The organism is uncultured Cellulomonas sp. (assembly GCF_947494015.1).
In the GTDB taxonomy this organism is placed as follows: Bacteria; Actinomycetota; Actinomycetes; order Actinomycetales; family Cellulomonadaceae; genus Pengzhenrongella.
Genome location: NZ_CANLTL010000005.1, coordinates 207,139 through 220,504, shown reverse-complemented (window position 1 = coordinate 220,504; position 13,366 = coordinate 207,139). Strand labels below are relative to the sequence as shown.

13 protein-coding genes and 1 pseudogene are annotated in these 13,366 nt (G+C 71.5%); 6 read left to right on the top strand and 8 right to left on the bottom strand.

The genetic code is table 11. The annotated features are described in order from the left end of the window. Positions 1-76: 76 nt before the first annotated feature. Entirely contained in the window at positions 77-1,060 is a 984-nt protein-coding gene (locus tag Q0840_RS07875; protein WP_298458365.1) for a cytochrome c oxidase assembly protein, read from the bottom strand. Positions 1,061-1,320: 260 nt separating this feature from the next. On the opposite strand from Q0840_RS07875, the gene Q0840_RS07870 reads away from it, so the two are divergent. The 6 genes from Q0840_RS07870 to Q0840_RS07845 all read left to right on the top strand — a co-directional run bounded on the left by Q0840_RS07870 (position 1,321) and on the right by Q0840_RS07845 (position 7,536). After that, positions 1,321-2,730 carry a M23 family metallopeptidase gene (locus Q0840_RS07870; RefSeq protein ID WP_298458362.1) on the top strand — a complete coding sequence of 470 codons (1,410 nt, stop codon included), beginning with the start codon at positions 1,321-1,323 and terminating at the stop codon, positions 2,728-2,730. A gap of 55 nt (positions 2,731-2,785) precedes the next feature. After that, entirely contained in the window at positions 2,786-3,043 is a 258-nt protein-coding gene (locus Q0840_RS07865) for a hypothetical protein (protein WP_298458360.1), read from the top strand. A gap of 253 nt (positions 3,044-3,296) precedes the next feature. Next, complete coding sequence (locus tag Q0840_RS07860; RefSeq protein ID WP_298458358.1) at positions 3,297-4,034, top strand: ZIP family metal transporter; 738 nt, start codon at positions 3,297-3,299, stop codon at positions 4,032-4,034. Positions 4,035-4,118: 84 nt separating this feature from the next. Further along, complete coding sequence (locus Q0840_RS07855; protein ID WP_298458355.1) at positions 4,119-5,369, top strand: heparan-alpha-glucosaminide N-acetyltransferase domain-containing protein; 1,251 nt, start codon at positions 4,119-4,121, stop codon at positions 5,367-5,369. Positions 5,370-5,548: 179 nt separating this feature from the next. Further along, on the top strand, positions 5,549-6,043 hold the full coding sequence (fliL, locus tag Q0840_RS07850; RefSeq protein WP_298458352.1) for a flagellar basal body-associated protein FliL: 495 nt from the start codon (positions 5,549-5,551) through the stop codon (positions 6,041-6,043). A gap of 185 nt (positions 6,044-6,228) precedes the next feature. Beyond that, a complete protein-coding gene (locus tag Q0840_RS07845) occupies positions 6,229-7,536 on the top strand; it encodes an alkaline phosphatase (protein ID WP_298458349.1) in 1,308 nt (435 codons plus the stop codon). Positions 7,537-7,643: 107 nt separating this feature from the next. Here the strand turns inward: Q0840_RS07845 and Q0840_RS07840 are convergent. The 7 genes and pseudogenes from Q0840_RS07840 to Q0840_RS07810 all read right to left on the bottom strand — a co-directional run bounded on the left by Q0840_RS07840 (position 7,644) and on the right by Q0840_RS07810 (position 13,169). After that, positions 7,644-7,975 (bottom strand): annotated as a pseudogene (locus tag Q0840_RS07840) (YnfA family protein). Between the two features lie 448 nt (positions 7,976-8,423). Beyond that, positions 8,424-9,341, bottom strand: coding sequence for a cation diffusion facilitator family transporter (locus Q0840_RS07835; RefSeq protein WP_298458347.1), 918 nt, complete (start codon positions 9,339-9,341; stop codon positions 8,424-8,426). Then, on the bottom strand, positions 9,341-9,982 hold the full coding sequence (locus tag Q0840_RS07830) for an isoprenylcysteine carboxylmethyltransferase family protein (protein ID WP_298458345.1): 642 nt from the start codon (positions 9,980-9,982) through the stop codon (positions 9,341-9,343). The genes Q0840_RS07835 and Q0840_RS07830 overlap by 1 nt, the downstream gene beginning before the upstream one ends. Continuing rightward, the gene (locus Q0840_RS07825; protein WP_298458342.1) at positions 9,972-10,118 is read right to left on the bottom strand and encodes a hypothetical protein; all 147 of its coding nucleotides are present in this window, start codon (positions 10,116-10,118) and stop codon (positions 9,972-9,974) included. Before Q0840_RS07825 ends, Q0840_RS07830 begins: the two co-directional genes overlap by 11 nt. Further along, the gene (locus tag Q0840_RS07820) at positions 10,100-10,522 is read right to left on the bottom strand and encodes a helix-turn-helix transcriptional regulator (RefSeq protein ID WP_298458340.1); all 423 of its coding nucleotides are present in this window, start codon (positions 10,520-10,522) and stop codon (positions 10,100-10,102) included. The genes Q0840_RS07825 and Q0840_RS07820 overlap by 19 nt, the downstream gene beginning before the upstream one ends. A 167-nt stretch (positions 10,523-10,689) precedes the next feature. Next, positions 10,690-11,661 (bottom strand): c-type cytochrome biogenesis protein CcsB, encoded by a 972-nt coding sequence (gene ccsB, locus Q0840_RS07815; protein ID WP_298458339.1) that lies wholly within the window; start codon positions 11,659-11,661, stop codon positions 10,690-10,692. A gap of 2 nt (positions 11,662-11,663) precedes the next feature. Beyond that, a complete protein-coding gene (locus Q0840_RS07810) occupies positions 11,664-13,169 on the bottom strand; it encodes a cytochrome c biogenesis protein ResB (protein ID WP_298458337.1) in 1,506 nt (501 codons plus the stop codon). Between the last annotated feature and the right edge of the window lie 197 nt (positions 13,170-13,366).

Here is a 13,366-nt window from a genome sequence, read left to right as displayed (position 1 = left end):
CAGCACGACGGGCCGTGCGCCAGGGCTTCGCCGCGCGAGTGTGTTCTCGCGCATCTGCCCGGTGCGGGGTCGGGTCTCAGCGGGCGGGTCCTTGCCGGTGCAGCTGGGCGAGGTAGGCGTTGTAGGCGTCGAGCTCGGGGTTGCCGTCTCGGTCGATCCGGCGATCCGCGGCTGCGGCGTCGCGGGTGTCGACCCGGAACCACCGGGTCAGGATGAGCAGCAAGATGATCAGCGTGGGCAGTTCGCCGTAGGACCAGGCGAGCCCGCCGGCGGTGCCCTGGTCCTTCAACGGGTCCAGGCCCCAGGAGGCTGGTGGTGAGGCGAAGAACGGCACCAGCGGCGCGGGGGCCATCATCAGCACGACCCCGAAGAACGCGTGCAGCGGCATCTCCACGGCGACGTCGACCGCTTGGCCCATGTGGCTCTGGCGGGCGGGCAGCGGGTCGGTGGACAGGATCGGGACGGTGAATAAGATGCCCGCGACCAGGAACAGCACCTCCAGTCCCACGTGCCCGGTCCACGTGCGTAGGAGCGTGTCGGCGGCTCCGCTGAGGTACAGCCCGTAGAAGCAGCCCAGGAACAGCGGGATCATCAGGGCGGGGTGGATGAGCACGCGCCCGAGGGATGACCTCAGGCCCCAGCGGGCACCGGTCATCACCGTGCGCCCGAGCCGGTTGTGCGGCAGTGCGCGCAGCAGCAGGGTCCCGGGCTTGCCCAGGACGAGCAGCGGCGGCACCGCCATCATGAGCGTGAGCTGCTGGAACATGAACACCGAGAACATCCGCAGCCCGTAGCCCTCGACGCCGGCGCCCATCACCACGGCGATCACCACGCATCCACCCAGGAACGACGCGGTGGCGGCCAGTGACCACGAGCGCCCGGTCACCCACAGCTTGATGGCGCCGGACAGGTACAGCAGGCCCATCAGGACGGCGATGGCCGGTAGGAGCGGGATCGGCTGCAGGGTGGGGGCGAGGTAGTTCTCCAGGGACGGCGGCGCCGAGGGAACCCACACGGGCCCGCTGATCTGGTCACCGCCGGCCAGCGCGCCGATGAGCACTCTCGCTCACCACCTTTGCGATCCTGACGGGGCCCGCGCGCCCCGGTCTGGGCGACGATCGTAAGCGGTGAGCGTCGGTCGCCCGCGCCAGGTGCCGGCGACCAGTGTGCGGCGTGGCGGCCCGACGAAAGCCCCCCGGTGTGTACGTTGCTTGGGTTGCACGCCCAGACGGCGTCCTGGTACCCCCGCCCGTCGCCGCATGCGGCGCTGCGCGGTCCGGCCAGGGCTCGCCGTCGCGTTCCTCCGGAGAGCCCCCACTCATGACCCACCCTCGCCGCCAGGCCGCGGCCGTCGTCAGCGCTCTGCTGACCCTGACGATGATCGCTGGGCCGGTCTCGGCTGACGACTTCGACGAGCAACGACGCGCCGCCCAGGAACGGTCCGCGCAGACCGACCGGCAGATCGAAGCGCTGGAGGCGTCGATCGAAGGGTTGGACGCGCAGCTGGGCCAGGCGGTCCTGGACCTCCAGGCCACTCAATCGCGGCTACCGCTGGCCCGGGCCGAGCTAGCGGCCGCCAACCAGGCCCTGGACACCGCCCAACGCGAAGCCACCCTGATCGCAGCGCGCCTGCAAGACGCCCAGGACCAGGTCACCACGATCACCGAGACGATCGCCGGCGACCAGGCCCGCGGGAAGCAGGTGCGCGCCTCCATCGGGCAGATGGCCCGGCAGGCGTACAAGGGCGACCGGGCCACCACCGGGCTCGGTGTGGTGATGGGAGCGGACAGCACCGAGGACTTCGTCGACCAGTACGGCATGGTGTCCACCGCGATGCGCACCCAGAGCCAGGTCCTGGACGAGCTGCGCCAGCTCGAGGCGGCCAACCGCAACAACCGGGCCCGCCTGGACGCGGTGCGCGAACGCGTCACCGAGCTCAAGGCGGAAGCCGACCAGAAGGTCACCGAAGCGGACCAGGCACGCGCCGCGGCCCAGGACCGGCAGGCGGAGATCGAACAGCTCATCGCCGAGCAGGCCGCCCACCAGGCCACGATCGCAGGCATGAAGGAGACGGCCGAAGCCCAGCAGACCCAGCTCGAGGGCCAGCAGGCGGCGATCGAGTCCGAGCTGCAGGCCATCATCGCCGCCGAGCGGGCCGCCGCCCAGCAGGCCGCAGCGGCCGCTGCCGCCGCGAAGGCGGCCGAGGAAGCCGCCGCCGCACAACGCCGACAGCAGGCACCCGGTGGGCCCGCACCAGTCCCGGCACCGGCTCCCGCCGCACCCCAGGGTGCTGCCCAGGCCCCGTCAGGCTCGCTGTCGGGGGCGATGTTCAGCAACCCGACGTCGATCGACCCGATCTACGTGACCTCCGAGTACGGGATGCGGCTGCACCCGATCCTGGGCTACCGGCGTCTGCACGCCGGGATCGATCTGCGCACCTACTGCAACACCCCCCTGTACGCACCCCGCGACGCGACCGTGCGGTGGTCGCAGTGGCGGGGCGGGTTCGGCAACCAGGTGATGCTCGACTACGGGTACCTCAACGGGAACTCCGTCATGTCCAGCTCGAACCACCTGACACGGTCCGTGGTCAGCGACGGTCAGCGAGTCTCCCGGGGCCAGCTGATCGGGTACGCCGGCAACACCGGCCTATCCGGTGCCTGCCACCTGCACTTCGAGGTCTACCTCAACGGCGCCACGACCAACCCGCGCCCCCTGCTGGGTCTGTGACGCATCACGCACCGGCACGTCCCAGCCCATAGCCGTCCGCGGTTAGCCTGGAGGCATGGACAGGGAATGGCTGCTGGCTGCGGCGGCGGCACTTGCCGCACCCACGGGCGTCGCGGTGCTGTTCACGATCGCGATGCGCGCCGTGCTGCGAGCCGACAAGACCGAGCGCGCTGCCCTGGCCCAGATCGAACGTGAGGAGCGCGAGAAGGGCTGGGGCCGCGCAGCGGGTGCAACCGCCCCTGCGTCCCCGGCGCCAGAGTCAGCCACTGACGGGGCCGGGCGACCGGCCCCACCGCCGGTGGACTCTGACTGATCGGGCGGCGTCACCACCGACCGATTAACCACTCCGAGCGTGCCTGGCAACTCGTGCCCGATCGTCGCCGGCACATGGTGGCGTCGCGCTGCGCTCGACACCACCGCGCCGAGCTCGCCGCGCCTCGCACGCCTCCCATGAGAGCGTGCGGCACGCTTGGCGGACGGTTTCTCGACACCGTGCGGGCTAGCGGCCCGGGCATCGGCAGGCAGCGTTCACCCCTGGGCGCCGGCCACGAGGTTGACCAGGAGGGGTGATCTCAACGTTCTGGACGGTGTTGGGGCTGGCCGCCTTGCCGGCTGTGGGGAACTTCGTCGGCGGGGCGCTGGCCGAGGTGGTCCGGGTCTCCGAGCGCGCACTGAGCCTGGCCTTGCACCTGGCCGCGGGGATCGTGCTGGCTGTGGTCGGGTTGGAGCTGATGCCCGAGGCACTGGCGGGCGACCCGCCCTGGGTGCCGCTGGTCGCGTTCGTCGCCGGGGGTGCGCTGTTCATCGGCCTGGACCGGGTCATCGGGTACGTCCAGGGGCGCCTGGGCGGCGACGACCGGCAGGCGGGGGCACTGGCCATCTTCTCCGGGGTGTCGATCGACCTGTTCAGCGACGGCGTCATGATCGGCACCGCGACCGTGCTCAACCCGGCGCTGGGGCTGCTGCTGGCGCTGGGGCAGGTGCCTGCTGATATCCCGGAGGGCTTCGCCGCGATCGCGACCCTGCGACGGGCAGGGGTGCGCCGACGCACCCGGCTGCTGCTGGCCGCGGCGTTCGCGATACCGATCCTGCTCGGTGCGACGATCGGCTACTTCGCCCTGCGCCAGGCCCCCGAGCTGGCCACCCTGGCCGTGCTCGCCCTGACCGGTGGGGCGCTGACCACCGTGGTCATCGAGGAGATGGTCTCCGAGGCACACGAAGGCGACACCTCCAAGCTCGGTCCCATCTTCCTCACTGCCGGCTTCGCGATCTTCGCCGCCATCACCGTCTACTTCGGCGACTGACACATGCGGCATCGGCCGGCGACCACACCCGTGTCCCAGTGACGGTTGCCGGCAGGGCGGGCCGCAGGCGGTACGGTCCACCCCATGGTCGGAGCAGGCGCCGTCGCGGGCCGCGGCGCGTTGAACGACAGCACCGCGCGCGCCCCCGGTGGTCGGCTGCTGCGACCGGGGCGCCTGGTCGGGGTGGACGTGGCCCGCGGGATCGCACTGATCGCGATGATGTCCGTGCACATCGTCGCCTCCTTGGACGCCGGCGGCGACGTCAGCTGGGCGTACCGGCTGTTCGCAGGTCGCGCGTCGGGCCTCTTCGCGGTCCTTGCCGGGGTGTCGTTGGTGCTCTCCACGACCGGCCGCGGCCACGACCAGCCGCTGGCCCTGGGGGCACGTCGCGGTGTGCTGGCACGCGCTGGGTGGGTCGCCTTGATCGGCATGGTCGTGGGTGTGCTGCCATCGGGCGTCGCGGTGATCCTGGTCAACTACGCGGTCCTCTTCGCGGTCGGCGCGCTGTTCCTGGGCCTGCCCACCCGGGCCCTGCTGGTCCTCGGCGCGGGATGGTTGACGCTCGCCCCGGTGGTGGGGCACCTGGTCCGCTCGGCACTCCCCCCTGGTCCGGGACCCAGCCCGTCGCTGTTCTCGTTGGCTCACCCGGCCGAGCTCTTCAACGGCGTCCTGTTCAACGGCTACTACCCGGTGCTGCAGTGGACCGGGTACGTGCTGGTGGGAATGGCCCTGGGCCGGTTGCCCCTGCACCGCCCCAGGCTCGCTGTACGGCTGGTGGTCGCCGGTGTGCTGCTGGCGGTCGGAGCGAAGCTCATCTCAGCGGTGCTGCTGGGACCAGCCGGCGGCCTGGAGCGGCTAACCGTGCCCCCCACCTCGCCGATCGCCGGGCGCGACCTGCAGAGCGCGCTGGTGACCGGTCTGTACGGGACCACCCCCACCACGTCGTGGTGGTGGCTCGCGGTGTCCGCACCGCACTCCGGTACCCCGCTGGACCTGCTGCACACTACCGGGACGTCCTTGGCGGTCATCGGGGCGTGCGTGCTGGCCGCTGCGATGCTGGGCAGGTACAGGTTCCTGCTCCTGCCGGTGGCCGCCGCCGGGTCGATGCCTTTGACGTTGTACACGCTGCACGTGGTCGGCCTGGCCGTCGCCGCCGGGCTCGGCCTGCCATCCGCGGAGTCGTCGGCGACGCTGCTGTGGGTGAACGTGGGCCTTGCGGTGGCCCTGGCCACCGCGTGGCAGCTCACCGGTCGTCGAGGCCCGCTGGAGGACGTCGCCGCCCAGCTCAGCGCCGCGGCGCGCAGGTCCGCCGCCCCCGAACAACCCGGAGCCTGAGCGCTCCAGGCAAAGGCGCGTTGCGCTGAACGCTCGAGGGTGACCGCGCGCGGGTCGCGCTGGACGCCTGGCGATCGCAAATGGCGAAGGTTGGTCTCGCGAGAGCCGATGAGAAGCCCGAGGTCACCCGGCCACCTACGACCCGAGAGCCCGTGCCGATGTCAACAGAGCAGCGAGTCATGTCCAGCAAGCCGAAGATCGGATCCCGGGGCACTGCCCCGGCTGCGGCGCCGGCACCGGCGCCCGCACCGGCGCCGGTACCCCGGCGCAAGCGCCTGGTCGTCGTGCTGGTGGTGGTGTTGCTGGCCGGCGCGGGCGCCGGGTACTGGTTCGTCCTGGGGCCCGGTGCGGCCAGCGGACCGGCCACCGAAGAGGTCCAGGCGCAGCCCGTACCCGGCGTGGTCCAGACCGTCGAGCCGGTCAGCATCAACCTGGCCGACGGGCGGTACCTGCGCATCGGCCTGGGACTGCAGCTGCCCGCTGAGATCGAGGAAGAGATCGACCCGGCTCGGGCCCTGGACCGGACCATCTCCGTGTTCTCCGGCCGGTCGGTCGACGAGGTCACCAGCCCCGAGGGCCGAGCCTCGCTCAAGGTGGAGCTGACGCAGCAGCTGCACGAGGCCTACGAGGGAGAGGTGCTGGAGGTCTTCTTCACCGAGTACGTCACGCAGTGACGACCCCAAGACGCATCTGACGGGTCGAGGCCGCTGCCGGACAGGCACCTAGCGTGGTGGTGCGGGGCTTCACCGGGTCGGTGGTGGGTGTTGGCCTGGTCGTTGCTTGCCGCTCATATGGCGTCCCTAGCGTCGATTTGGCTGCCCGTCCGGGTGCAGCCCAGATGCACGTCCAGGGAGAGTCAATGTCTGACACACGAATGCGTGCTCCTCGCCGCTGGCCCGCAGTCGTCGCCGCCGGCGCGCTGACCGCGGCCGTCGTGGCCACGGGCGCGGGCGTCGCCGTCGCGGCCGACGAGGACCGCGACCGCGCCCGCTCCGGGCAGGGCCGGGCGAACAACGTCATCTTGTTCATCGGCGACGGGATGGGCGCCGCCCACCGCAACGCCGCCCGCCTGGCCGGAGTGGGCCTCGAGGGTGACCTGGTGATGGACAGCCTCGACTACGCCGGGCTCATCAAGACCGACGCCGCGGACCCGAACGGGTTCATCACCGACTCCGCTGCGTCGGCGACGTCGTACGCGACCGGCGTCAAGACCTACAACGGCGCGATCGGCGTCGACGTCAACAACAACCCGGTCCAGACGCTGATCGAGCGCGCCGAGTCCGCCGGCAAGGCCACCGGCCTGGTGACCACCGGCCAGGTGACCGACGCGTCCACCGCCGCGTTCGGCGCCCACGTGGAGAACCGGTCCGAGCAGACCGAGATCGCCCGGCAGTACATCGAGGAGACCGGGGTGGACGTCCTGCTCGGCGGCGGTGAGGACTTCTGGTACCCCGCCGGTGACCCCGGCACCTTCCCCGACGCTCCCGCAGAGGACCCCGCCGAGGGCAGCCGCAGCAACCAGGGCAACCTCGTTCAGCGCGCCACCGACGAGTTCGGGTACCAGTACGTGACTTCGCCCTACGAGCTCACCGCCGCCAACGGCGAGAAGCTGCTGGGCCTGTTCGCCAACCAGGAGATGTTCCAGCAGCGCCCCGAGGGTCAGGGCGACATCTACGACCCGGTCGTGTCCCTGGAGGAGATGACCCGCAAGGCCATCGAGACCCTGTCGCAGTCCCGGCGCGGGTTCGTCCTGATCGTCGAGGAAGAGGCCGTCGACGAGATGGCGCACAGCAACAACGCCCAGCGCACCATCGACACCGTCCTGGAACTGGACAAGGCCGTCGCCGTCGGCAAGCAGTTCGCCGAGCAGGACGGCCGCACCCTGGTCATCACCACCGCCGACCACGAGACCGGCGGCATGGCGATCGAGGACACCGGCAGCAACGACGAGAGCGGCGACGGCGTTTCGGCGGAGGATGGGCCGTTCCCCGTGGCGGGTTCCGCGTTCTCGTTCAACGTGGACTGGACCACGACCGGCCACACCAACGTCGACGTGCCCCTCACCGCGATGGGACCCGGCGCGGACCGGCTCGCCGGCGTCCACGAGAACACCTTCGTCCACCAGGTCATGCTCGAGTCGATGTTCCGCGCCCGACCCGGACGCTGAGCCACACCCGCACTTCAGTCTGGGCCCGGCGCAGGCCGCCGGGTAGCGTGCCAAGACGTTCGGCCCGGAGCTGCCCAGCTCCGGGCCGGACGCTTTGGTGGCAGCGGTTAGGTGGGTTGTGGTGCGTACATGATGACCGCGACCCGGCGAGGCAGATCAGCGCGCCGGTGACGTCGTAGCGGTCGGGCCGGAACCCGTCCATCACCATGCCCCACGCCAGGGACCCGGCGACGAACACGCCTCCGTAGGCGGCCAGGATCCGGCCGAAGTTCGCGTCGGGCTGCAAGGTGGCGACGAACCCGTAGACCCCCAGGGCGATCACACCGGCACCGATCCAGATCCAGCCGCGGTGCTCGCGCACGCCCTGCCACACCAGCCACGCCCCGCCGATCTCCGCCACAGCAGCCAGCACGAACAAGACCAGGGAACGCCTGGTCAATGGCGTCCTGTGCAACGGCTACTACCCGGTGCTGCAGTGGACTGGGTACGTGCTGGGTGGGGATGACCTTGGGCGGTCTCTGCACCGTTCCAGAGTCGTACTGCGGCTGGTAGTCGTCGGTGTGCTCGTGGCTGTTGCAGCGAAGTGCTCGTGCCCGACTTCCAGTCGAGACGAAATCGGTGGCTGGCTCTAGATTGGTGCTGCGGAACCCCGCTCTGCGGCCGGGTACCCGTATCAGGTGGCTTGGGCCGCCGGTCCTCGGGTGAACGGGAGCCGGCGGCCCTCGCTGCGCTCGGTGGCGGACGCCCTGCGGGCTGCTCCCTGCTGGAGCGTCTGGCTTGGCGCAGTCGCCATCGCAGACGGTCACGGCCCCGTCACGATGGTGCGCGCGGTCACCCCAGCCGCCGGTCCGCCGCCGCGGCGCGGCGCGGACGACCCCGATGTGTGCTCAGTCGTGCCGTGCGGGCTCGTGCTGGGCGTGGCTGGCCGGCTCGAGCTGGAAGGTGCAGTGCTCGGTGTCGAAGTGACCACCAAGGCACTCGGCCAGGGCGTCCAGGACCTGCCCGGAGCGGCCCTGGTCGAGGCAGTCCTGGTCGACCACGACGTGCGCCGACAGGGCCGGGACGCCGCTGGTGATGGTCCAGGCGTGCAGGTCGTGCACGTCCACCACCCCGTCGACGCCCTTGATGTGCGACCGGACGTCGTCGAGGTCGATGCCCTTGGGTGTCGCCTCGAGGAGGACGTCGACCACCTCGCGCAGCAGCGACCACGCCCGGGGCAGGATGAACACGCCGATGAGGATCGAGGCGATGACGTCGGCGCGGGTGTACCCGGTGGTCACGATGACCACGCCGGCGACGATGACCGCAACCGACCCGATCAGGTCACCGAGGACCTCCAGGTACGCCCCGCGCAGGTTCAGGCTCACGGACTGGCCGCCGCGCAGGATCAGCAGGCTGACCAGGTTGGCGACGGCCCCCGCGGCCGCGGCCGCGAGCATGACGCCGGTGGCGACCTCGGGTGGATCGGCCCACCTCTGGACGGCCTCGGTGATGACCCACACCGCGAGCCCCCCGAGTAGCAGGGCGTTGGCCAGGGCGGCGAGGATCTCGGCGCGCTGCAGCCCGTAGGTGCGGGCCTTGGTCGCCGGGCGACCCGCCAAGGCCGCGGCGGTCAGTGCGATCGCGACACCGGTCGCGTCGGTGAGCATGTGCCCGGCATCAGCGAGCAGCGCCAGCGACCCGGACACCAGACCGCCGATGACCTGGACACCCACCACCGACAGCGTGATGGCGAGCACGACAACCAGGCGCCGGCGGTGCCGGCCGGTCGCGGTGCCGTGGGCATGGTCGTGTCCGGCGCCCATCAGCGCATCCCTTCTCGCGCCACGGCGTGCGTCCGGCCGACGGCCGGGACGAATCGGCCTACCCGAGCGGTGTACGCGCTGTAGGCCTGGCCGTGGGTGGCTGACAGGTATGGCTCTTCCACGACGCGGACCTGCAGCTGGACGGCGGTCACCAGGCACACCAGTGCGGCGACGGTCAGCGGGGTGGGGACCATCACGGTGAGCCCGGCCACGGCGGCGCACATCGCCGTGAAGATTGGGTTGCGCACGACGCCGAACAGCCCGGTCGTGACCAGGGCGGTGCGTTCGCTCGCGTCGACACCGATCCGCCACGAAGTGCCCATGCCGCCCTGCGCGGCCAGCGTCACCGCGAACCCGGCCACGCTCACCGCCAGCCCGGTCCACCGCAGCGCACCCGGGACGCCCGGCCCGGACGGCACCACGGCGATCGACGCGAGCATCAGGCCCACGGCTGCAGAGAGGAGGGCGGCGACGAACAGCACCCCGCCCCACCAGCCGCCCGACCACGCCGGCCCCGAGATGCCGCTGAACCCGCTGGCACCGGTGCGGCGCCAGTGCACCCACGTGCGCACCCCGAACGTGGTCACGACCCCGGCAGCGAAGAGCACCAGCGCGACATCAGCCGCCCGATCAGCGCTCATCGTCCACCTCCTCATCCTCGTCGTCGTCCTGGTCCTCGACGAGCTCGCCCTCCCAGGCCTCCTTGCCCTGCGCCAGCCTCAGCCCGCGCCGGGTCAGGCCGTCAACCTGCGTGTCGGTCAGCGTGCCCGCGCCCACCGATCCGCCACCGTCGCGGGTGCGGCCACCGCGCCGGTGGCCGCGTCGACGCCGTACACCGGGCACAGCGCCACCGCGTCACCGGTCAGGCCCAGCAGCCCCTCGGCGGCCGCGAGTACCTCGAGCGTTGCCTCGGGGTGGGTCAGGGAGAACACCGACGCCCGACCCTGCGGGCGGGACTCGACCAGACCGCAGTCGCGCAGGCACGCCAGGTGCTTGGACACGGTCGACTGCGCCAGCCCCAGGTGACCGGTCAGGTCCACCACCCGGTGCTCCCCCAGCGTCAGGTGCCGCAGGATCGCCAACCGGGACGGATCGCTGAACCCGTGGAACAAGCACGCCGCCACCGACAAGGCAGCCGCTTCATCCATCGGTGCATAGCCAGCGGTCTTTGTCATCGCCATGCGGCGATGCTAGGCCTCTCGCGGAGGCGGTGGCAAGCCGCACTCGCTCCCGTGCGTAGCCCGTCGACTGCACCGGTCGGTGACGATGGCCGTCGAGGTCCATCGGCCGCGGCGGCGCTGATGGAAGAAGCATCGATCGTGCTTCGCTACCGCGGGTGGCGGGCACCTCAGACGCCGGCGTAGGAGTGCAGGCCGTTGATGAACAGGTTGACGCCGACGAAGTTGAACAGGAACGCCGCGTAGCCGGCCAGGGCGAGCCAGCCGGCTTTGGTGCCGCGCCACCCGGCGGTGGACTGGGCATGCAGGTAGGCGGCGTAGAGCACCCAGGTGATGAACGCCCAGGTCTCCTTGGGGTCCCATCCCCAGTACCGGCCCCAGGAATCCTCGGCCCAGATCGCGCCGGCCAGGACGGCGAAGGTCCAGACCGGGAAGGCGAAGAGGTGAGCTGTGTGGGCGATGTCCTCAAGGGTCCTGGCCGCCGGGAGACGTCCGGCGTAGCCCGCAACCGCGACACCGGCGTCGCGTGCGTCCGCTCGTCGGCGCAGGAGGTACAGGGCAGTGGCAGCAGCGCCGACGGTGAACACGCCGCCGGCGATGATCGCTGCTGCGACGTGGATGACGAGCCAGTAGGAGTTCAGTGCGGGGACGAGGTCTCCGGCGGGGGTGTACAGGACGGTCACGGCGAGCCCGAGGCTCAGGGTGACCAGCGCGAGGATCCACACGCCGAGGTCACGCACGGGCTGGCGCCGCAGGAACACCAGGTAGGCGGCTGTGGCTGCCAGGGTGGCGGCGGTGGTGAACTCGTACATGTTGCCCCACGGCGCCCGGCTCGCGGCCAGGCCCCGGGCCAGGACGCCGGCCAGGTGCAGCACGAACGCGAGCGTGGTCAGGGCGGCGGCGATCCGCTCCGGCCGGCGGGCTGCTGGAGCGGGCCGGCTGACGGCGGCGGGGTTGGGCGGGGGGGCGGGGGACGCCGAGGGCCCGCCCACGGCGACCGCCTCGACCAGGCGCGATCGTTGTGCCGGGGACTGCGAGCGTCTGGCCGCCTGGTAGGCGTAGGTGAGCATCGCCAGGGCATAGACGGCGATGGCGCTGTAGATCAGCCGGTCGCTGAGCTCGGCCAGCAGAGGGGTCGGCACGGTCAGTCCTCTCGGTCGTGCGGGGAAGGGTCGGTGCCGGCCGGTTCGGTGCCCGGCAGGGCGGCGAGCACGGACGAGAGCTCGTCCGGTACTGGTCCGCGGCGGGTCAGTGCGTAGGTGGCGGCCTCGAGCGTGAAGGCGCCGCCTGTGGGGGTGTCGGTGACGCGGATCCAGATCCGGCGCCGGCGCACGGCCAGCGACACCGTCAGGCCGAGCAGTAGAGCGACGGCTGCCGCTAGGGCGGTCTCCTTGCCCGGGTCCTGGGCGATCTGGAAGTTCGCGAACCGGGAGACCGACTCGAACGTCAGCGTGCCCTGCCCGTCGGGCAGGGTCATGGACTCCCCCGGTGCCAGGGCTCGCGCGAACGGCTCGTCCCCGGTCATCACCTGGGTCAGGTCGCTCTTGTCCAGGCGGAACACCGACTGGGGTGCGCCGTCGGCTAGGCCGAGGTCGCCGGTGTAGGCGGTGAGCAGCAGCTGCGGGTCGAGCAGGTCCGGGTACAGCGAACGGGGCCCGACCTGGGGGTCGATGGAGGCGGTGGGCAGGAAGAACCCCTCGAAGCCAAGCTGGGTGGGTTGGGCGTCCGGGATCTTGATCACCCCTTCGGAGGACAGGTTCCCGTCGACGGGCGCGAACACCACAGGTCCGGTGAACACGGTCTGTCCGCGGCCGTCACGGACGCTGACCACGGGGGCGTACCCGTTGCCGGTGAGGAACACCTTGGTCCCCTCGACCCGCAGGGGGTGGTTCACCTTGACCGTGACGGCCTCGGAGGCGCCGCCGGGTGTGCGCAGCACGGTGACGTCGGCCTGGAAGTCGCGCGCGCTGCCGCGTTGGGGGCCGGACGTCTCGAACTCGGCGGTGAAGTCGTCCAGCGTGAGGGAGAACGGGGTCAAGGCTTCGGCGTCGGTCAAAGGCCCGGGGGTGAACTCGTCGTACTGCAGGCGGGTGTTGGTGAACGAGGCGCCCTCCACGACGATCACCCGCCCCTCGAAGCCGAACAACGACCCGATCGCCACCCCGAAGAGCAGCACCAGCAAGGACAGGTGGAACACGAGGTTGCCGACCTCGCGCAGGTACCCCTTCTCCGCCCGTACGGAGTGCTCGTCGACCACGACGCGGAATCTTCTGGCGCGCAGGTGCACGGCTGCCGCCTGCAAGACCTGGGCCCGTTCCACGGTCACCGTGGCGCGACGGTGGTCGTCCAGGCGCGCCAGGTTGGTCGGTGCCCGCGGAGGTTCCGCGCGGGCGGACTCCCACAGCCGGGCCGCGCGCGGCAGGACGCAGCCGGTCATGGAGACCATGAGCAGCAGGTAGATCGCGGCGAACCAGGGCGAGGAGTACACCTCGAAGAATCCCAGGCGGTCCAACCACGGCCCGAGAGTCGGGTTGTCCCGGTTGAACCGCGTGACGGCGCCGGGGTCGAACGCCACACCGCGCTGCGGCAGCAAGGAACCCGGGACGGCGGCCAGCGCCAGTGCCAGCAGGAGCAGCACCGCGGTGCGCATGGACGTCAGCGTGCGCCACGCCCACCGGGCCCACGCCGTCGCTCCGCCACCGGTCGGTCGCCGCGGTACCGCCATGACTCCGGCTCGGGCCGCGAGCACGTCGTCCTCGTCCGGGGCGGCTTGCACCTGGCTCGTGACGGTCCCCGCCCGACCCGGCGTCTGCCCGGGCGCACCAACCCTGCCGGCGGCGGTGCCGG

Coding starts and splice junctions, on each gene's coding strand:
- Q0840_RS07870 (WP_298458362.1), top strand. CDS start 1,321: ATGACCCACCCTCGCCGCCAGGCCGCGGCCGTCGTCAGCGCTCTGCTG.
- Q0840_RS07865 (WP_298458360.1), top strand. CDS start 2,786: ATGGACAGGGAATGGCTGCTGGCTGCGGCGGCGGCACTTGCCGCACCC.
- Q0840_RS07855 (WP_298458355.1), top strand. CDS start 4,119: ATGGTCGGAGCAGGCGCCGTCGCGGGCCGCGGCGCGTTGAACGACAGC.
- fliL (WP_298458352.1), top strand. CDS start 5,549: ATGTCCAGCAAGCCGAAGATCGGATCCCGGGGCACTGCCCCGGCTGCG.
- Q0840_RS07845 (WP_298458349.1), top strand. CDS start 6,229: ATGTCTGACACACGAATGCGTGCTCCTCGCCGCTGGCCCGCAGTCGTC.
- Q0840_RS07835 (WP_298458347.1), bottom strand. CDS start 9,341: ATGGGCGCCGGACACGACCATGCCCACGGCACCGCGACCGGCCGGCAC.
- Q0840_RS07830 (WP_298458345.1), bottom strand. CDS start 9,982: ATGAGCGCTGATCGGGCGGCTGATGTCGCGCTGGTGCTCTTCGCTGCC.
- Q0840_RS07820 (WP_298458340.1), bottom strand. CDS start 10,522: ATGGCGATGACAAAGACCGCTGGCTATGCACCGATGGATGAAGCGGCT.
- Q0840_RS07810 (WP_298458337.1), bottom strand. CDS start 13,169: ATGCGCACCGCGGTGCTGCTCCTGCTGGCACTGGCGCTGGCCGCCGTC.